The 18,151-nt window shown below is 66.4% G+C and carries 17 protein-coding genes; 4 read left to right on the top strand and 13 right to left on the bottom strand.

Translation table 11 applies throughout. From position 1 onward, the window contains the following. Positions 1 to 76 precede the first annotated feature (76 nt). Entirely contained in the window at positions 77 to 949 is an 873-nt protein-coding gene (locus ACJ8AN_RS17415) for a hypothetical protein (protein ID WP_407756503.1), read from the top strand. 28 nt (positions 950 to 977) lie between these two features. Here the strand turns inward: ACJ8AN_RS17415 and ACJ8AN_RS17410 are convergent, their stop codons facing one another. The 4 genes from ACJ8AN_RS17410 to ACJ8AN_RS17395 all read right to left on the bottom strand — a co-directional run bounded on the left by ACJ8AN_RS17410 (position 978) and on the right by ACJ8AN_RS17395 (position 4,954). Then, a complete protein-coding gene (locus ACJ8AN_RS17410; protein ID WP_407756502.1) occupies positions 978 to 1,889 on the bottom strand; it encodes a DUF3396 domain-containing protein in 912 nt (303 codons plus the stop codon). A gap of 32 nt (positions 1,890 to 1,921) precedes the next feature. Then, positions 1,922 to 2,149 carry a hypothetical protein gene (locus tag ACJ8AN_RS17405; RefSeq protein ID WP_407756501.1) on the bottom strand — a complete coding sequence of 76 codons (228 nt, stop codon included), beginning with the start codon at positions 2,147 to 2,149 and terminating at the stop codon, positions 1,922 to 1,924. Positions 2,150 to 2,362: 213 nt separating this feature from the next. Beyond that, a complete protein-coding gene (locus ACJ8AN_RS17400; protein ID WP_407756500.1) occupies positions 2,363 to 4,093 on the bottom strand; it encodes a serine/threonine protein kinase in 1,731 nt (576 codons plus the stop codon). Continuing rightward, complete coding sequence (locus tag ACJ8AN_RS17395) at positions 4,094 to 4,954, bottom strand: DUF2381 family protein (protein WP_407756499.1); 861 nt, start codon at positions 4,952 to 4,954, stop codon at positions 4,094 to 4,096. 279 nt (positions 4,955 to 5,233) lie between these two features. On the opposite strand from ACJ8AN_RS17395, the gene ACJ8AN_RS17390 reads away from it, so the two are divergent. The 3 genes from ACJ8AN_RS17390 to ACJ8AN_RS17380 are packed head-to-tail and all read left to right on the top strand — an operon-like array spanning position 5,234 to position 7,107. Then, entirely contained in the window at positions 5,234 to 5,707 is a 474-nt protein-coding gene (locus ACJ8AN_RS17390; protein ID WP_407756498.1) for a hypothetical protein, read from the top strand. Between the two features lie 13 nt (positions 5,708 to 5,720). Beyond that, the gene (locus tag ACJ8AN_RS17385; RefSeq protein ID WP_407756497.1) at positions 5,721 to 6,119 is read left to right on the top strand and encodes a hypothetical protein; all 399 of its coding nucleotides are present in this window, start codon (positions 5,721 to 5,723) and stop codon (positions 6,117 to 6,119) included. A 7-nt stretch (positions 6,120 to 6,126) separates the two neighbouring features. Further along, entirely contained in the window at positions 6,127 to 7,107 is a 981-nt protein-coding gene (locus ACJ8AN_RS17380; RefSeq protein ID WP_407756496.1) for a type VI immunity family protein, read from the top strand. 212 nt (positions 7,108 to 7,319) lie between these two features. Here the strand turns inward: ACJ8AN_RS17380 and ACJ8AN_RS17375 are convergent, their stop codons facing one another. From ACJ8AN_RS17375 to murD, 9 genes are all read right to left on the bottom strand, one after another. After that, complete coding sequence (locus ACJ8AN_RS17375) at positions 7,320 to 8,654, bottom strand: hypothetical protein (RefSeq protein WP_407756495.1); 1,335 nt, start codon at positions 8,652 to 8,654, stop codon at positions 7,320 to 7,322. Between the two features lie 142 nt (positions 8,655 to 8,796). Further along, complete coding sequence (gene ftsA, locus ACJ8AN_RS17370; RefSeq protein ID WP_204226192.1) at positions 8,797 to 10,029, bottom strand: cell division protein FtsA; 1,233 nt, start codon at positions 10,027 to 10,029, stop codon at positions 8,797 to 8,799. Positions 10,030 to 10,073: 44 nt separating this feature from the next. Then, complete coding sequence (locus ACJ8AN_RS17365) at positions 10,074 to 10,925, bottom strand: cell division protein FtsQ/DivIB (protein ID WP_407756494.1); 852 nt, start codon at positions 10,923 to 10,925, stop codon at positions 10,074 to 10,076. A gap of 123 nt (positions 10,926 to 11,048) precedes the next feature. Then, entirely contained in the window at positions 11,049 to 11,993 is a 945-nt protein-coding gene (locus tag ACJ8AN_RS17360) for a D-alanine--D-alanine ligase (RefSeq protein ID WP_407756493.1), read from the bottom strand. Next, entirely contained in the window at positions 11,990 to 12,922 is a 933-nt protein-coding gene (gene murB / locus ACJ8AN_RS17355; RefSeq protein WP_407756492.1) for a UDP-N-acetylmuramate dehydrogenase, read from the bottom strand. The genes ACJ8AN_RS17360 and murB overlap by 4 nt, the downstream gene beginning before the upstream one ends. Positions 12,923 to 12,925: 3 nt before the next feature. Then, the gene (murC, locus tag ACJ8AN_RS17350) at positions 12,926 to 14,356 is read right to left on the bottom strand and encodes a UDP-N-acetylmuramate--L-alanine ligase (protein ID WP_407756491.1); all 1,431 of its coding nucleotides are present in this window, start codon (positions 14,354 to 14,356) and stop codon (positions 12,926 to 12,928) included. A 13-nt stretch (positions 14,357 to 14,369) separates the two neighbouring features. Continuing rightward, a complete protein-coding gene (murG, locus tag ACJ8AN_RS17345) occupies positions 14,370 to 15,590 on the bottom strand; it encodes an undecaprenyldiphospho-muramoylpentapeptide beta-N-acetylglucosaminyltransferase (protein WP_407756490.1) in 1,221 nt (406 codons plus the stop codon). Continuing rightward, positions 15,587 to 16,756, bottom strand: coding sequence for a putative lipid II flippase FtsW (ftsW, locus tag ACJ8AN_RS17340; RefSeq protein WP_407756489.1), 1,170 nt, complete (start codon positions 16,754 to 16,756; stop codon positions 15,587 to 15,589). The genes murG and ftsW overlap by 4 nt, the downstream gene beginning before the upstream one ends. 4 nt (positions 16,757 to 16,760) lie before the next feature. Beyond that, entirely contained in the window at positions 16,761 to 18,137 is a 1,377-nt protein-coding gene (gene murD, locus ACJ8AN_RS17335; protein ID WP_407756488.1) for a UDP-N-acetylmuramoyl-L-alanine--D-glutamate ligase, read from the bottom strand. Between the last annotated feature and the right edge of the window lie 14 nt (positions 18,138 to 18,151).

Here is an 18,151-nt window from a genome sequence, read left to right as displayed (position 1 = left end):
CCCAGCCCTTCGAGGCCATCATGCGGGGTATCACCTCGGACGCAGCACCCTGCGCTTGCTGCCCTATGATGCGGGGATGCCCAAGTCGCGACCCGGACGGAAGACCCCTGCTCCGCCGCCCCCGAAGCGCGCCTCCGGGTGGCGCCCGTCCCTCCTGGGAGTCGTCATCGCGTTGGCGGTGGGAGGCCTCATCGGGCTTCTCCTCAACACCCGAAAACAGGACCAGGCGCCTCCGCCGTCATCGGCCGGGGCCGCCCCGCTCAATGAAGAGCTGGTGGAACAGTGGAAGTCCACCATCGCCAGGTGGTGCCCGCGCCTCGCCGCACTCCAGCGGAGCGACGCCGAAAAACCGAGCGCGCTCACCGTGGAGCTGGCGACCATGGAGTGTCTCGACCTGATTTGCGAGCACCCCGAGAAGCTCACGGAGATGACCCCCTCGGCCAGAAGCCAGTCGAAGCCGTTCTGCGAGCGAATGATCCCGAGCTTCGCACGACAGCTGGCCCCGTTGATGAATGACTACCGCGCCGCGTGTCCCGAGGCCGTCCAGAAGTGGAGCGGCCTGCCCTGGAGCCCGCGCAACGACATTGGTTTCCACGAGGACGTGCGCCAGTGCCTGGAGCGCCAATGCCAGGGAGTGGATGGCGGGCAGGGCTCGGCGACGCACTGCGAGTCCGCCGCGGACCTCGCCGAGGCCTTCGGGGACACGCGGGCCGCGGCACGGCTCCGGGAGCAGGCCCGGCTCGGGAGGGAGCGCGCGAAGCGGGAGTGGGAGGCGCTCCCGCCGGAGAAGAGGAAGGAGGAGACGAGGGAGCTCGGGAGGGGCTTGCTCGAGGCCTGCCAGAAGGGAAACCAGCGGTATTGCCGAGCCCTCGCGAAGTTCTGCGAGATGGAGCACAACATTCCGGACGTGTGCCCATACCCGGGCACCACGGACGCGGGCTCCCGGTAGTACCCACGGAGCAAGTCTCCTCCTGGGGTCAGTCGAGGAAGCGGCGCTCCCACCGACGCACGTCTTCGTCAGAGAAGCCACTCCACCCACCACGGTCCAGGTACAGCCAGGGCTCCAGCACGTGTGCCAGTTCGCGGTACTCGGGCAGCGTGTGGCCCTGCTCGGTGTCACCCGCCTCCGGCCATTGCCCCAGCGTCACCACGGCCCGCTCGCCATCGAGTTCCTGCACGGTAGTGCCGGGCGAGTGCAGACGCGCGCGCAGTCCCTCGGCGCCTCCCAATTCGCCCAACACGGGCTGACCCAGGAAGTTCAACCAGTGGACCCCTTTCACCCGGGTGCCGATGGAGAGCGAGTCGAAATGCACTCCGGGGATGTCCAGACCCGGATAGCGAAAGGAGAAGTCTCGGATGGCCTCGGTGGTGCCGAGGACGCTCTCCGGGAAGTTGAAGCACAAGCCCCCATGTCCGGAGGTGAAAGGCAACTCCGCCGCCAGCTTCAGCGCCAATTCCCGCACGTGTCCCGGTCCGTGAGCTTCCAGGTACTCCGTGGGCAGGATGAAGGACAGCACGCTCGTCTCACCCTCATCGCGCGCATCGAGCAGTCGGCCACGGTAGAGGACATCATACCCCGTGGTCTCACCGGAGGATTCCCTCAGCCAGAGCTGAGTAGCGGGCAACTCGAGCATCTCGCCCTGGAGGTACGCCCAACCCTTGTCATCGAGTTCCTCCCAGTCACCACTGTACGGGTCTGCATACCAACCGAGCACCTGGGGCTCGATGGCGCGGCGGTACGCATCCAGGGAGCGCATGACCTCGTGCACGACCTCCTGGTGGGAGTGCCTCATGTAGAAGGTGATGCTCATGCTCTCCCGGATGTACAGGGAACGTCTTTCACCACCCACGGTCGAGTAGAGGCGAATGCGCGGATAGTGCTCGCTCATCTTTCACTCCATCCACCTGGAACAGCGTGCTGTCAGATGCAGGGCGCGTCATGAAGTGACCGCATGATGTTCTCGGTCGTCGTCTCCGGCCACAGTTCGATGCTGCGGTTGTAGCCCTCGTCGAAGAGCAGGAATGGCTGTCCTTTGGGGAAGAGGGCCTGATACCCGAGGGCGAACTCGGCGCAGTCCTGGGGGGCGCCGTAGAAGACAACGGTCGACTCCTCCAGGTTGAAATGCCCGTCGAGCAAGGATTCCGACATCCGGATGCGGAAATCGATGGAGCGCTTCCCCCCTGGAATGTCGACGGACCTGATGCTCGCAGAGGGCCACCGGGAGGACAGGGCCTGGAGGAACTCCGGCTCGGAGAGACTCCAGCCCTCTGTGCCCATGAGGAAATAATCCACGAATCTTCTCCCTGGGTCAGGCGAGGAATCGGCGCTCCCAACGACGGCGGCTCTGAGCGGCCCTGTGGCTCACGGCCAGCGCTCGACGACACTCACCGGCAGCCCGCGCGCCAGCACGGTGGCACCGGGCTTGGAGCCCTCCTCCTTGGGCACACGCCCATCTACGTCGCCCAGCACGATGCACACGGGGTACTTCCTGCCATCGGGCAGCACGGCCTGGGTATAGCGGCCCAGGACGGCGGGCTCCGCATCCACCCCCGAGGTGTCGTAGATGCCAGGACCCGTCCAAAGACGGCCGTGGAGCAGCGTCCCCTCCGGCAGGTTTCCATCTCCCACCGAGATGCGGCCAATGACGGGGCCATCCTGATAGACGCCCGCATCGCCCAGGTCTCCGGGCTGGTTGATGTCCACGACAGCCACGAGAGGACTGCTCGTGCGAAGCTTCAACTCCCGGAACATGGCTTGGGTTGCCTCCCTGGGGCAGTCCTCGGGCTCCGGGGGCTTGACCTGGGCGCCGGGGCAGCCCAGGCCGGCGACGGTGCACAGCCAGGCGGCGAGGAGACTCGAGGGGGTGGAGCGCGAAGAGGAGGACACGGGCGGGCTTCCTTTCTCGGAACGAGCAGACCCGGGCAGCAGCGCCTCGGGTGGGGGCGCGAGTGTGGAGCGAGCCAGCCACAAGGCAAGGCCGAGCACGGTCAGGCTCGCGAGCAGGACCCGAAGCCACCTCGTGCGGCGCGAGCCGCCAGATGAAGCGGGAACCTTCCGCCGCGCCTCCGCTTGGGCCTCTTCCTCCTGGGCAGTTGGCTCGGCCGGGCTCTCCCTGACATCGAAGAGCGGCACCTTCCAGGCGGGGGTCTTCCGCTCCTGCCCGTTGGCATCCTCCAGCGCCCGCAGCAGCGCATCGGTGCTGGGATAGCGGTCCTCGGGCTGCTTCTCCAGCAGCTTCATGGCGATGTCGCTGAGCGAGCGCGGTGCCCGAGGGTTGAGGAGGTGGGGCGCCTTTGGGGGCACACTGGCGATGGCGGCCAGCAACGCCTTGTCTGGCAGCTGGGGGTCGAAGGGGTGATGGTCGGTCAGCCCCTGGTAGAGCAGCACCCCCAGGGCATACAGGTCCGCGGGCACGGCCCCTTCGAAAGGCACATGGCGCTTCCACGCCTCGGTGCGCACGTAGGCCAGGAGCTCGGGAGGCATCAGGTGCAGGACGCCCTCGGGCAGCCCCATCGTCTTCGTGAGGGTCCCCGGCAGGCGTACGGTGCCGAAGTCGATGAGGAAGGGTCTGCCGTCCGTCCGGCGGATGAGGATGTTGTCCGCCTTCAAATCCCGGTGGTACACGCCGCGCGCATGCAGCACGCCCACGGTGCGCACCACGTCGCCGAAGGTGTCCACCAGCCCGGCCGCGTGAAGCGGCTTGCACCAGCGCCAGCGGTGCCAGTCATCTCCGTCCACGAAGTCCATGACGAGGAAGGGGTAGCCCCGGGTGGGATCGGGCCAGAAATCCACCGCGTACACGCGCAGCAGGTTGGGATGGGAGGAATAGGTGAAGAGAGCCGCCGCCTCGCGCGCGAGCCGCCGGTAGGCGCTCAGCTCCTCCACGTATTCGTCCTCCGAGAGCTCTTCCCGGACGTCGGACAGGGGGCGCAGCGCCATCTTCAGGGCGTAGAAAACCCCCTCCCGCTCCACCTTGAAGACGAGGGAGGAGCCGCCACGGCCCAGCACCTGGACGATGCGCCAGGGCCCCACCATGTGGCCGGGTTGGAGGTGATCCGGATGCAGGGCTTCCGTCTTCAGGGGCTGGCCCATCTATAACCTCACCTGGGCAACGGGAAGGCGTCGGCTGCCGCTCTTGTCCAGCAGTTCCATGCTCAGGAGCGCCCCCACCATCCAGAAGGGTGTCTCGGTCTCCACCGCCACGAGGCCCTCCTCACCGGGCTCCAGCCGCGCCCTGTTCATGTCCACCGAGGCCACCTTCACCGGGGTGCCATCGGCCAGAGTGAGTCGCGCCTCCCCTGGCTCCCAGGGTTTCTGCCCCGGAAGGTTGCGCACGTGGACGACGACGAGCGCCCAGGACTCAGCGCGGTACCCTCCCCCGTCCGTCACCCTCAGCCCATCCCGAGCGCTTGCGATCTTCTCGATGCGCCGGGCCCACACTCCGCGCAGGGTGAGCCGCCCGGAAAAGACGAGCCCTGCGGGCCCATTCACGGCCCGGAGCGCCGCGAGCTGCGCGTCCCTATCCGCCAGGGCCGCCTCCAGCGCCTCGACGGAGCGAGGGCGGCGCACCACCTCCACCTCCTTGTCCACGAGCGAGGGGTGGGAGACGAGCGCGAAGGTGGCATACGCTGGCGAGGCGCCGTCCTTGTAGCGCACCCGCACGATCAGCTTCTCCCCGGGGCCCGGCTCCACGGCCATCTCGAGGACGAGGGTACGGTCGCCCACGTCCACCAGCTTGAAACGCGTCGTCCGCCCCTCCACCTCCACCGAGGCGCGGTCGATGGAGGCACCGAAGCGGAAGAGGGTGAGGGTACTGGCCGCCACCCGCACCTCCGGCACCGGCTCGTCGGGGTTATTGGGGACGACGACTTGCCGCTGCTGCTGTTCGCGAGCGGGGGGCTGGGACTGCGCTGCCGCCGCCCTCCCCGTCAGCAGGAGAACGAGCGGTACCAACGGTAGGAGTCGGGCCAGAGTGAATTACCTCCGGAGTCCACCCTAGCAGATGCCGCCTCCAGGGCGGCCCATTACCCTTCAGCCCCTGCGTCGCGCTGCGGGTATCGGGTGCTGCGCTCGCCATGAACCCGCGAACTCCGCACCCGCGACCAGGGCCTTCGGGGCCTCGGAAAAATGGGTAAGGTCGAAGGTCGAGTCCTTTGACCCCCTTCCCTGCCGTGGAAAACATGGGCAGCCCAGGAGGAAATCACTTCGCTACCGGCTGGGAAGCAGTTCTCCGTGGAAGGTGAAGCAATGAAGTCAACAGCTCTTCTCATGACCGTGGCAATTGCTGTCGTCGGATGCGCCCACACGCAAGCGCCAGAGCGCACGATCTACGTCATTTCCGAAGACGCGGGCGGGACTGGCGGCTCTGGTGGTTATGACTGCGACCAGGAATTCAAGCAGTGCATGAAAAAGTGCTGGGACAACCGCTATCCATGGCCCCACAACAGGAAGCAGAGCGCCTGGTATCACGAGCGCTGCGAACAGGACTGCAACAAGGAGTACAACGAATGCGAGGATGAAAAAGAAAAGGAGGAAGCAGAGAGGCGGAAGAAATTGAATTTCTCGCGCATGGACGAAGCAATCGACTGGATCAGGAAGCACAAGACCGAGGTCGCGCTTGGAACTGTAGTCATCGTCGCTGGTGTTGCCTTCGTCCTCACAACGGGCGGTTCTGGTGCCCTGATTCTGGCTCCGCTTGCCCTCTAATCCGGATTCAAAAATGAGATACAATCCCGACTTCGATGTGGACGCCGTTCTCGAAATCCTGCGCACCGTAGACGAGAGATACCAAGAGGGATCGCCAGAAGACGAAGCACTCCGAGTCGCCGCAGTGGCGCTTTTTTACGTTCGTGAAATCCAGAAGCTGGATGACTATCGCGAATTCTTTCGGAAGTTCTACACACCCGCCATCGATGCCATAGTCCCGTCTCTTACGTTTGCGACGAGAGAAGAAGCGGACGAATGGATCGCCAGTGGGAAAGCCTCGGAGGGAGCTCTCGTCAAAATCGCTGGCGAGGGCTTCCGCGTCATCCCGCAGCGAAACGGGAAGGGATTGAGGTTTCGTCCGACTCCACTTCCGGAAGAACTCATGAAAATGAATCCTCCCGATTCAGAGTAGGCGTCTGATGGCCCTGCACCATCCCCGGATTCGCCCCTACGGTGTCTACCCGCCCGAGAAGGAGATGGGTGAGCAACTGCTGGCGAGGGAGGTGATTCATTTCGCCTTCTACATGCCGCATGACCACCCGGATCTTGCCGCCGGAGTGTCCCACGCCTTCGACTGCTACATGAACGCTGTTGGCGAGGGACCCGACACCATCAACGCCTGCGCCATCGGCTCCTCCGGTTACGGCCCCCTTTCCGACGAACGTAGGACGCGCATCCCCCAATTGCTGCTACCCGACCGTCCCTTCCGCTACGCCGAGGATTGTGCCGACCCGTACCGTCTCAGGGAGATGGAGAAGAGTGGCAACGAGACGTGGATACACCTGGGCAATGAGCACGACAGGCTCGCGGGGTTCAAATTCACCTACTCAGCTCGTATCCCGTCCCGGGACCGGAGTCCGTCCGAATACGACGTGAGCTACCTCGAGGGCACGCTGTCAACCGAGTACCTCGAGGAACACGGACCCACTGCGGTGAGAGAGCTGATGCTCGACCTGGCTTCGGGCCTGCACTTCGCCAGTGGCCATGCGGGGCTGAGCTTCGATTCCCTGGTGGGAGACATGTTCTTCACCCCCCGAATCCGCACCGAGCTGCTTCGCCACCCGGGGATCAGCCTCAACCACGGCTCCATTCCGGACTGGATGGGCACGCAAGTGGACGGGGTACACTGGCTCAACTTCCTGGGCCCTCCCGTCCTTCAGGAGCTGGGCGGCGTGTCCGCACTGCGTTCCCGCCTGCATTCACCAGAAACGACCGTGCAGGCCATCGACGAGACGCGGGCCCTCGTGACGTTGGGGACCTGGCCCGAAGCAGGCGATCTCTCCCGAGGCGACACGCTCCCCGCCTACCACGAGTTCGGCCGCGCGCTGGAGCCCTGGCTCGACAGCCCTTCACTGGCCCCTGTTTCCGCGTCGACGGATTCACCCAGGAAGAAGCCATGATGTGGGCCCGGCGATTCCTCGGCTGACACGACGTTCGATTTCTTTGACACCTTTCCCGCCAGCAACACCTCGATGCGCTTCATCGAGCAAGAGGCAAGACGCTGGTTGCGGCAATTCCTGGGTTGAGGCGACGACTGCTTGCTTCGTGAGCGGCGAAGTCACCCACACGGATACCATCCAAGCCCCTAAAATTCTCACGTGACAGGTTCGGTTTAGCCACCGAGGTCGAGCGTGAAAACCCCAGTCCTATCTGCTAACAATCGCCTAGCCTCCTTTGCTTCGATCTTTCCCGCACGAACCTTCATCTGCAATCGAAACAATTCGACTGTCCCCACAACCAATCCCCCGCCCTCTGCAAATGTCTCTACTTCCGCAGAATTTGCAGCAAGCGCCCTTCCACGTCTCGCTGGATCATCCTTAAGAAAAGAATTCACAACGTACCAACAACGCTCCGGTTCACGCCCCTTCTCTTTGAAAAATCTGCCACGGAATCGCTCGATCTTAAGAAGGTCATTGACTGCAGCGCCTTTGAAGTAGCCTTTAATCTCACAAATAGCAACCCAGTCTTTATCCTCTGGCAAGCCGACTCGCAGATCTTCCCTACGATCGTTCTTTGGGAAGATCTTATCCATATCCTCTACAGAAAAACCAAGCTCCTTTAGTGCATCTGCGACTGCCTCCACCAAAACATCCCCCTGCGTAGTCAACAACCGCCGCTCACTAGTATCTGCGGACAGGTTGGCAGCATGCAGTTGGGTCTTCAATTCACGCTCTATCGAATCAAAGTAAGCCAATGCCTTTTGGCGCTCTTTACGAATCACATCAATCTTCCCCACCAACTCGGATTCCAAACGAGTCATCCACTCAGGATTTCGCTCCCATCCAAGGTCTACAGGGAATCGCTCCGGGGCCAGTTTGTGCCATTGCTTAAGCGCCACCTCTACCCAAGCGGCCACATCCATATGTACAAAGGGAAGCATCCAAGCCTCGGCCAGCCCCCCCTTGAGCACAAAGCAACCCGCGAGCGCACTCGGCTCGTGAGTTCCCACGAAAAGCTTAAATTCCACTCCTTTAACTTCGTTGATATCGTTAAAATTCCAGTATCCACTAAAAACAGGTGCCGCTCGTCTCATAAGCGAACCCACTCCCAAGCGAATGTGCTTGTCTTCGTCGTTAAGCTTGGGAACAAGCTCATTCATCACGAGACGAGCCAAATCGGGAGGCAGGTCATCGGGAATAATGAACTCTGTCGCCAGGGAACCGTCTTCTACCTTGCCGTACATCCCCGAAACGGAATAGGCATCTGGTATCCCTGAGCTTTGTATGTTTTCAATATTCGCCCTTCCGAACGACAAGACGAACAAATGCTGCTCGGGGGAAACAAAGGCGCCCTTTGTTATCAGAACATCCCATTCTGACTGCCGCACCTCATTCAGGTTGGAAATTTTTTTCGTGGTAGGGAAAAACATCTTAAGTGGCTCGATGTCTTTATCGTCGAATCCCAAAAGCAGAGCCCTGGGCCGAGGCCTCTCACCAATCACTGGCATATTTTGTTCCCTCAACAACAGCGGCTGAACGTATCCCCTCTTCACAATCCATCTGTCGCACGCGACAAGTAGGCTCCAAAAGAACCGGGGCCGCTGGGAGGAGAGCGGCCCCGGTGGGGTACGGCGAGACTGACGGAACTTCCTAGAAGATCTCCTCGAGCCACTCGCGCATGCGGCCCTTGACCTTCTTGTAGACGTTCTCCTCGCGGATGCGGAACATCCGCCGGTCCAGGTGCTTCGCCCCGTAGACCACCAGGCCCACGCCCGTCGCGTACATGGGGCTCTTCACCACGTCCACCAGCCCGCCAATCCCTCGCGGCATGCCCCGGCGCACCGGCAGCCCAATCACTTCCTCGGCCAGCTCCGGCATCCCCGCCAGCAGCGTCGAGCCACCGGTAATCACCACGCCCGAGGCCAGCAGGTCCTCGTAGCCGCACTTCTGGATCTCCCGGTGCACGAGCTGGAAGATCTCCTCCACGCGCGGCTCCAGAATCTCACACAGAATCTGCCGCCCGAGCACCCGCGGCTGCCGCCCGCCCACGCTCGGCACCTCGATGGTCTCGTCCTTGTTCACCATGGACGCCAGCGCGCAGCCGAACTTCTGTTTGATCCGCTCGGCCTCGTGCGCCGGGGTGCGCAGGCCAATCGCGATGTCGCTCGTCAGGTTGTTGCCGCCCAGCGCAATCACCGCCGTGTGGACAATCGACCCGCCCGAGAAGATGGCGATGTCCGTCGTCCCCCCGCCGATGTCCACCAGGCACACGCCCAGCTCCTTCTCGTCCTCGCCCAGCACCGCCTCGGCCGAGGCCAGCGGCTGCAGGACGATGTCCGCCACGTTCAGGCCCGTGCGGTTGGCGCACTTGACGATGTTCTGCGCGCTCGACACCGCGCCCGTCACGATGTGCACCTTCGCCTCCAGGCGCACGCCCGCCATGCCCAGGGGCTCCTTGATGCCGCCCTGGTCGTCGATGATGAACTCCTGCGGCAGGACGTGGATGACCTCGCGGTCCAGCGGAATGGCCACCGCCTTGGCCGCGTCGATGACGCGGGCGATGTCCGCCTCGCGCACCTCCTTGTCCTTCACCGCGACAATCCCCTGCGAGTTGAAGCCCTTGATGTGGCCACCGGCGATGCCGGTGTACACGTGGGAGATCTCCGCTCCGGCCATCAGCTCGGCCTCCTCCACCGCGCGGCGGATGGAGGACACGGTCGCCTCGATGTTGACCACCACGCCCTTGCGGAGGCCCTTCGACGGGTGCGTGCCGATTCCGATGATGTCGATCCCGTTGTCGGTCAGCTCGCCGACGATGGCGCAGATCTTCGTCGTGCCGATGTCGAGGCCGACGATGATCTCTCCGGACTTCTGCTTCGCCATGACAACCCTCCCAGGCCCCCCACTCTCGTGAAAGGGGCGCTTTCCTACTGCGAGGCCCCGTTCCTCTCGGAGACAGGGCTCGAAAGCTTCACCGCCACCCAGCCGGGCCGAGCCCGGTTGTCCAGGTGGATGACCTCCGCGGCCAGGCCGCGGGACCGCAGCTCCTCGCGCACGCGCGAGAGCCGCTGCAACTTGGCGTCCGTCTCCCCCTCCCCCAGCCGCACCTCCGTCCCGTCCGCCGTCACCAGCACCAGGCCCTCGGGGGACATGCGCACCTCGCTCAGCCGCTCGCGCTTGCCGGGCCCCGTGGCCGCGTAGGCCTGGGCCACGGCGAGGGCCTGGCGGTAGCGCTCGCGCGTCTTCCCCTCGTCCGCGATGTAGTCCTCGCGCACCACCCCGGTGACGAGCGGCAGGTCCAACGCGTCCCCGGGCTGCAGGCGCTTGAAGGGCTCGCCGTCCTCGTCCAGGAGGTACAGGTCTCCGAGCACCGCCAGGGCGGCCGGCACGTGCTCCACCACTTCCACGGACACGCTGGCGGGGAAGTGGCGGCGCACCTCGACCGAGCGCACCCAGGGGTGGGTGGACATGGTGCGCTCGAGCGCCGCGACGTCCAGGGCCCACAGGTTCTGCCCCACCGTGAGGCCCGAGAGCTTGAGGAGCTCGCCCGGGGTGGCCCGCTGCAGGCCGCTGAAGGTGGTCTCCTTGAGGAGGAAGGTGGGCGAGGAGAGCGCCCAGGCGCGCACTTCAATCCCGCCCCACACCAGGGCGACTGTCAGACCCGTCAGTAGGATGGCCTTGAGCAGGCCGGGCCCGTGCGTGCGCACGGCTCCCACGACCGCCTCCTTCTGCTGGGCGGCATCCTGACGACGACGGTTCTTGGACTTACCGAATGCCATGGTGTGCGTCGGCGCATGCTGCGCTCGCTTGGATCTCCACGCCAGTTTTTCGCTACAGACACGTCGCTGTAGCGCCCGGGTCCCCGAAGGGACCGGCGAGTCCACTTCTTGCTGGGGCAACTATCAGGCCTTGAGGGTGGCGCCTCGCAGGAGGCGCTCACACAGGCCGGGGAAGTCGATGCCCCGGCCGGCGGCGATCTTCGGCAGGAGGCTGGACTCGGTCATCCCGGGCAGCGTGTTGATCTCCAGCAGGAAGACCTCTCCAGACGGAGTCAGGATGACGTCCGAGCGGGAGCCTCCACTACAACCGAGCGCACGATGGGCGGCGAGGCAGACCTGGTTCACGCGCTCATACTGATCCGGCGGGAGGGGTGCGGGGAAGAGGTATTGGGTGGTTCCCCCGGACTGGTACTTGGCCTGGTAGTCGTAGAACTCGCGGGCGGCCACCACCTCGATGACGCCCAGGGCCTCGTCGTCCAGGACGCCGCCCTGCACCTCGCGGCCCTTGATGTACTGCTCGACGAGGATGGAGCCGGCGAGCTTGGAGGCGTCGTCGACGGCGGCGAGGTACTCGTCCCGGCTCTTGCAGATGTGGACGCCCACGCTGCTGCCCTCGCGGGAGGGCTTGACGACGCAGGGGAAGCCGAAGGGGAGCGCGTCGGCGGCGGCCCGGGCCTGCTCGGCGCTGGTGAAGGCGCGGTAGGGGGGCGTGGGGATGCCGTGGGCGATGAAGACCTGCTTGGCGAAGACCTTGTCCATGCCCAGGGAGGAGGCCATGACGCCGCTGCCCGTATAGGGGATGAACAGGCACTCGAGCAGACCCTGGACACAGCCGTCCTCGCCGTAGCGGCCGTGGAGGGCGATGAAGGCCACGTCGACCTTCTCGGCGGCGAGGCGCGCGGGCAAGTCCTTGCCCACGTCGATTTCGACCACGTCGTAGCCCTGTCCCCGGAGGGCCTTGGCCACGGCGGCGCCGGTGCGCAGGGACACCTCGCGTTCGGAGGACAGGCCCCCGAGCAACACACCGACCTTCTTCCGCTTCAGCTCGTCCTGGGAGAAGCCGCTCATGGCAGGAAGACCCCTACACGCTTGACTTCGGGTTGGAGCTCGACGCCCCGCTCCTCCCTCACGCGCGTCTGCATGAGGGTGAGGAGGGAGAGGACGTCGTGGGCGGAGGCACCGCCCAGGTTGACGATCCAGTTGGCGTGCAGGGTGGACACCTGCGCGCGGCCGATGACGTGGCCCTTGAGGCCCACCGTCTCGATGAGGCGCCCGGCGAAGTCGCCCGGCGGATTGGTGAAGACGCTGCCGAAGTTGGGCTGGCTCAACGGCTGGCTGCGCTTGCGGTAGGCCAGGTCTTCGTCCATGGCCTTCTTGGAGGCCTCGAGGTCGCCCTTGCGCAGCAGGAAGCGCACCCGCGTCACCACGCCGCCCGGGGGCAGCTCCGAGTGGCGGTAGCGGTGGGGAATCTCCGCCTTGGAGAGCCACCCGAGCCCGTCCGCGGTGGCCAGCTCCACGGCCTCCACCACGCGGAAGCACTCGCCGTTCTTGGTGCCCGCGTTCATGGTGACGGCGCCGCCCAGGGTGCCGGGAATGCCGGCGAGGAACTCGGCCCCCACCAGCCCATGGGCACGCATCTGGTTGATGAGCCGGACGATGGCCGCGCCCGAGCCGAGGGTGAGCCTCCCCTCCTCCGCGCCCACGTCGGCCACCTCGGGGAACAAGTCGCTGGGGAGCTTCAGGGTGACGCCCGGAATGCCGCCGTCTCCCACGAGCGTATTGGCGCCGCCGCCGAGCACGGTGAGGGGCACGCCCTCCTCGCGCACCAGGCGCAGCAGGGCCACCAGGGCGTCCGGGGAGCGCGGGCGGACGAGCGCCTCGGCCGGGCCCCCCACGCGCACACTGGTGAGGGGCGCGAGCGGCGCTCCCGCCGTCACGTCGAGGCCAGCCAGCCGGCCCAGCCGCTCGGGCAGGGAGGATGAGAGGGGCGCCGCCATGCGCTAGTTGCCCTTCACCGGACCGCGCTGCTTGAGCAGCTCGACGAGCTCGGGGCCCACCTGGGTGATGTCACCGGCGCCGAGGGTGAGGACGATGTCGCCCTCGTGCAGCCGGGGCAGGAGCGTCCTGGCGATGTCGGCGCGCTTCTCCACGAAGGTGACGTCGCGGTGGCCGTGGACGCGGACGGCCTCGGCGAGCGCGTCGCCGGTGGCGCCGGGGATGGGCTCCTCGCCCGCGGCGTAGACGCTGGTGACGAAGACGACGTCCGCGTCGTTGAAGGAGGTGGCGAACTCCTTCAGCAAGTCGTGGGTGCGCGTGTAGCGGTGGGGCTGGAAGGCCACCACGAGCCGCTTGCCGAAGGCGCGCCGGGCGCCCGCGAGCGTGGCCTGCACCTCGGTGGGGTGGTGCCCGTAGTCGTCCACCACGGTGACGCCGGCCACCTCGCCGCGCACGGTGAAGCGCCGCTGCACGCCGCCGAACTCGGACAGGGCGCTGCGCACCACGTCGAGGGGAATGTCCATCTCCTCGGCCACGGCGATGACGGCCAGGGCGTTGAGGGCGTTGTGCGCGCCCACCATGCGCACGCGGAACTCACCGAGCGGCTCGTCGCGGCGGAAGGCCTCGAAGCGGGTGGTGAAGCCCTCGAGGCGGATGCCCTCCAGCCGGTAGTCCGCCTGATGTGAGCTGCCGTAGGTGACGAAGCGCTTCTCCAGGCGCGGCAGCAGCGACTGCACGTTGGGATTGTCCAGGCACAGGACGTTGAGGCCGTAGAAGGGCACGCGGTTGCAGAAGGCCGTGAAGGCGTCCTTCAGGTTGTCCAGCGTGCCGTAGTGGTCCATGTGCTCCGGGTCGATGTTGGTGACCACGGTGATGGACGGGTGCAGGTGCAGGAAGCTGCCGTCGCTCTCGTCGGCCTCCACCACCATCAGCTCGCTCTTGCCCAGCTTCGCGTTGGAGTCGAGCACGTTCACCTTGCCACCCACCACGGCGGTGGGATCCAGGCCCGCGGCGGAGAGCACGGTGGCCACCATGGAGGTGGTGGTCGTCTTGCCGTGGCTGCCCGCGACGGCGACGGCGTACTTGAGCCGCATCAGCTCGGCGAGCATCTCCGCGCGGGGGATGACGGGAATCTTCTTCTGGCGCGCGGTGACGACCTCGGGGTTGTCCTTGCGCACCGCCGAGGAGATGACGACCACGTCCGCCTGCACGAGGTTCTCCGAGCGGTGGCCCTCGTAGATGGTGGCGCCCAGGCCCTGGAGGCGGCGGGTAATCTCGCTCGCCTTGAGGTCCGAGCCGGACACCTTATAGCCCTGGTTGAGGAGCACCTCGGCGATGCCGCTCATGCCGATGCCGCCGATGCCCACGAAGTGGACGTGCGCGGCATGACGCGTCTTGAAGAGGCTCGCGGGCCTGGGGGCGCGGGGGGTCGTCACGGGTGTCGTCTCCTCAGACCTGCTTCTCGTTGCCGCCGGCCGGCTTCTCGTCGGTGCCCGCGGGCTTCGGCTCGGCGGCGGGCTTCTTCGAGGGCTTCTTCGGGTTGGGGTCCTCGCCGCGGGCCTCGGCGCGGCCGGAGGGGCCGTACGTCTTCACCATCAGGTCCACGAGCACGTCCGCCAGCTCCTTGGAGGCCTCGGGGCGCCCGAGCAGGCCGGCCCGCTTCTCCATCTGGCGGCGCTTCTCGGGGTCCTCCTTGAGGCGGCGGATTTCGGCGGCCAGCTTCTCGCCCGTCAGCTCCGACTCGCGGAACATGAGCGCCGCGCCGGCCTTCACCAGCGACTGGGCATTCACCTCCTGGTGATTGTCCGTGGCGAAGGGGAACGGGATGAGGATGCTGGCCTTCTTGGCCACCGTCAGCTCGGAGAGCGTGGTGGCGCCCGCGCGGCACACGACGAGCTCCGCCCTGGCATACGCGTCGGACATGTCCTCGATGTACTCCACCACCTGGGCCTGGCCGTCGAAGCCCTTGTCGGCGTAGCCCTTGCGCACCGTCTCGAGGTCGTTCTTCCCCGTCTGGTGGATGATGTGGAGCTGGTCCTTGAGGTCCTGCAGGTAATCCAGCGCGTCGATCATCCGCTGGTTGATGCCGCGGGCGCCGAGGCTGCCGCCGAAGACGAGCAGGGAGAACTTCTCGTGCGCCACGCGCGAGCGCAGGAAGTTCTCCATCAGCTTGCGGCGGATGGGGTTGCCCACGAGCTGCACCTTGCGCGCGGGGAAGAAGGGGCTCGCCTCCTCGAAGGCGGTGAAGACGACGCGCACGAACCTGCCGAGCACCTTGTTGGTGAGGCCCGGCAGCGCGTTCTGCTCCTGCACCGCGGTGGGGATGCCGAGCATCGCCGCCGCGAGCACCACCGGCCCGCTGGCATAGCCGCCCACGCCCACCACCACGTCCGGCTTGTGGCGCTGGAGGATGCGGATGGACTCGATGAAGGCCAGGGGCAGCGCGAGCAGGCCCTTGATGAGACCCCACAGGCCCTTGCCCTTGAGGCCCTGAGCGCGAATCTTCTCCAGCGGGTAGCCCTCGCGGGGAACCACGCGCGCCTCGAGCCCGCGCTCCGTGCCCACGAAGACCACCTGGTTGGCGTGGTGCCGGGTGACGACCTCCTCGGCCAGGGCGATGCCCGGGTAGAGATGACCGCCGGTACCGCCTCCCGCGATGAGCACCTTCACGCCGCCACCTCCCTCATGTCACCGCCCGGGCGCAGGGCCCGATTGCCAGCGGTCTCCGCACCGGCACTCAGCGAGAGCAATACACCGGCCGCCCCCATCAGCACCACCAGCGAGGTGCCTCCGTAGGAGACGAAGGGCAGCGTGAGTCCTTTAGTGGGCAACAACCCCATGGCCACGCACATGTTCACCGTGGCCTGGAACGCGATGATGGAGGTGAGGCCCAGGCCCAGGTACGTGCCGAACGGCTCCGGCGACGCGAGGCTCGCGCGGATGCCCCGCCAGATGATGATGGCGTAGAGCGACACCAGCAGCACCACGCCCATGAGGCCCAGCTCCTCGCCGATGATGGCGAAGATGAAGTCCGTATGGGCCTCGGGCAGGAAGAAGAGCTTCTGCCGTCCGTCGCCCAGGCCCAGGCCCCAGAAGCCGCCCGAGCCGATGGACATGAGGGACTCGGCCACCTGGTAGCCGATGTCATGGCGGTGCGCCCACGGATCCAGGAAGGCCAGCACGCGCTTCATGCGGTAGGGGCTGGTGGCCACGGCGGCGTACGCCAGCGGCAGCGCGAGCAGCACCGAGCCCACCAGGTAGCTCACCCTGGTGCCCGCGGCGAACAGCAGCGCGAAGAGCAGGAACACCAGCAGCACCGAGCTGCCGAAGTCCGGCTGCAGCATGCACAGGCCCACCAGCAGGCCGCACAGCAGCAGGTGCGGGAGGAAGCCCACGGAGAACGTCGCCACCTTCTCGCGCTTCTTCGCCAGCGAGTAGGACAGGTAGACGACCCAGGCGATTTTCGCGACCTCGGCTGGCTGGAGGCTGATGCCGGGGAAGCGGATCCACCGCCGCGCGCCGCCCGCCGTGGTGCCGATGCCCGGAATGAGCACCGCCACCAGCAGCACCAGCGTCACCAGCAGCAGCGGATACGCGAGCCGCGCCAGCCGGCGCCAGCCCACCTTCATCCCCACCGCCATCGCCACCACGCCCAGGCCGGCCGCCACGAGCTGCCGGTTGAGGAAGTAGAGGCTGTCCCCCAGCTTGTCCTGCGCCATGACGGCGCTCGCCGAGTACACCATCACCAGGCCGAGCGACACGAGCGACAGCACGGCGCACAAGAGCAGCGCGTCGAACCGCACCGGGGCGGAGGACGGAGCGGCGGTGGCCTTCATGGGCTCACAGCTCCCTCACGAGGCGTTTGAACGTGTCGCCCCGGTGCTCGAAGTTCTGGAATTGATCGTAGGAGGCGCATGCAGGCGACAAAAGTACAGTGTCGCCAGAGCTTGCCAGGGCCCTGGCGCGGCGTACAGCTTCCGCGAGCGTTCCGCACGCGTACACGGTGGCGCTTCCCTCGTACGCGCGGGCGATGGTGTCGGCGTCCTGGCCGATGGTGAGCACGCCCTTCACCTTGCCGCGGCCCTCGTCGACCATGGGCTGGTAGGGAGCGCCCTTGCCCTTGCCCCCGGCGATGAGGAGCACGTCCTTGGGGAAGGCGCGCAGGGCCACCAGCACCGAGTCCACGTTGGTGGCCTTCGAGTCGTTCACCCACTCGACGCCGTCCAGCACGCGCACGCTCTCCAGACGGTGGGGCAGCCCGGGGTAGCTGTCGAGCCCCGCCTGCACCGCCTCGTGCGACACGCCCGCGAGCCTCGCCAGCAGCGCCGCCGCCATGGCGTTCTGCGCGTTGTGGCCTCCACGCAGCGCGCGGTTGGTGAGGGTGAAGGACTCGCCCTTCTCCCCTGCCCCCTCGAAGCGGAAGCCGCCCGGCTGCGCCACCGCCAGGCCCGCCAGCTTCGGGGCCGCGGCCACCGGACGCCCGGTGAGGGTGAAGCCGTAGACGGGTACCTTCGCGGCCTCGGCCAGCCGCATCACGTCCGCGTCGTCCGCGTTCACCACGGTGAAGTCACCCTGGGCCTGGTTGCGGAAGATGCGGGCCTTGGCCGCGCCGTAGGCCGCGTGGCTCTCGTACCGGTCGATGTGGTCCGGCGTGAGGTTGAGGAGGGTGGAGCCCCGGGGCTTCAGCGTGTCGATGCCCTCGAGCTGGAAGCTGGAGAGCTCCACCACCAGCGCGTCCCACGCGTCCGGCGTGAGGGCCGCCTCGGCCAGCGGTCGCCCGAGGTTGCCACCCACGAAGGTGCGCCCGCCGCCGCGCGAGAAGAGCTCGCCGGTGAGCGCCGTGGTGGTGCTCTTGCCGTTGGTGCCGGTGATGCCGAGGAGCGGCACGTGCGAGAGGTAGCGCCACGCCAGCTCGATCTCACCCCACACGGGCACGCCCGCGGCCCGAGCCTTTTGAATCTCCGGCAGCGCCAGCGGCACGCCCGGACTCACCACCACGAGCTGCTGCGACTCCAGCAGCCCCGGCGGCGTGGGCCCGGTGACGAGCGTCACGCCCTGGGCCTTCAGCTCGCGCGCCGTCTCGCCGAGGGCTTCCTCGGTGCGGGCATCCAACGCCGTCACCCGCGCGCCCCGGGCCACCAGCAGCTTGATGGCGGCCAGCCCGCTCTTCGCGAGCCCGTACACCACTACCTTCCGGTCCTTCAGATCGGGCGTCATGCGCGCCACCCCTC

Origin of the sequence: Archangium sp. (assembly GCF_045802675.1) — a bacterium.
In the GTDB taxonomy this organism is placed as follows: domain Bacteria; phylum Myxococcota; class Myxococcia; order Myxococcales; family Myxococcaceae; genus Archangium.
This window is presented reverse-complemented; position numbering and strand designations above follow the sequence as displayed.

Coding starts and splice junctions, on each gene's coding strand:
- ACJ8AN_RS17410 (WP_407756502.1), bottom strand. CDS start 1,889: ATGAGCGAGCACTATCCGCGCATTCGCCTCTACTCGACCGTGGGTGGT.
- ACJ8AN_RS17415 (WP_407756503.1), top strand. CDS start 77: ATGCCCAAGTCGCGACCCGGACGGAAGACCCCTGCTCCGCCGCCCCCG.
- ftsA (WP_204226192.1), bottom strand. CDS start 10,029: ATGGCGAAGCAGAAGTCCGGAGAGATCATCGTCGGCCTCGACATCGGC.
- ACJ8AN_RS17380 (WP_407756496.1), top strand. CDS start 6,127: ATGGCCCTGCACCATCCCCGGATTCGCCCCTACGGTGTCTACCCGCCC.
- ACJ8AN_RS17400 (WP_407756500.1), bottom strand. CDS start 4,093: ATGGGCCAGCCCCTGAAGACGGAAGCCCTGCATCCGGATCACCTCCAA.
- ftsW (WP_407756489.1), bottom strand. CDS start 16,756: ATGAAGGCCACCGCCGCTCCGTCCTCCGCCCCGGTGCGGTTCGACGCG.
- murD (WP_407756488.1), bottom strand. CDS start 18,137: ATGACGCCCGATCTGAAGGACCGGAAGGTAGTGGTGTACGGGCTCGCG.
- murB (WP_407756492.1), bottom strand. CDS start 12,922: ATGGCGGCGCCCCTCTCATCCTCCCTGCCCGAGCGGCTGGGCCGGCTG.
- ACJ8AN_RS17375 (WP_407756495.1), bottom strand. CDS start 8,654: ATGCCAGTGATTGGTGAGAGGCCTCGGCCCAGGGCTCTGCTTTTGGGA.
- ACJ8AN_RS17385 (WP_407756497.1), top strand. CDS start 5,721: ATGAGATACAATCCCGACTTCGATGTGGACGCCGTTCTCGAAATCCTG.
- ACJ8AN_RS17365 (WP_407756494.1), bottom strand. CDS start 10,925: ATGGCATTCGGTAAGTCCAAGAACCGTCGTCGTCAGGATGCCGCCCAG.
- ACJ8AN_RS17405 (WP_407756501.1), bottom strand. CDS start 2,149: ATGTCGGAATCCTTGCTCGACGGGCATTTCAACCTGGAGGAGTCGACC.
- ACJ8AN_RS17360 (WP_407756493.1), bottom strand. CDS start 11,993: ATGAGCGGCTTCTCCCAGGACGAGCTGAAGCGGAAGAAGGTCGGTGTG.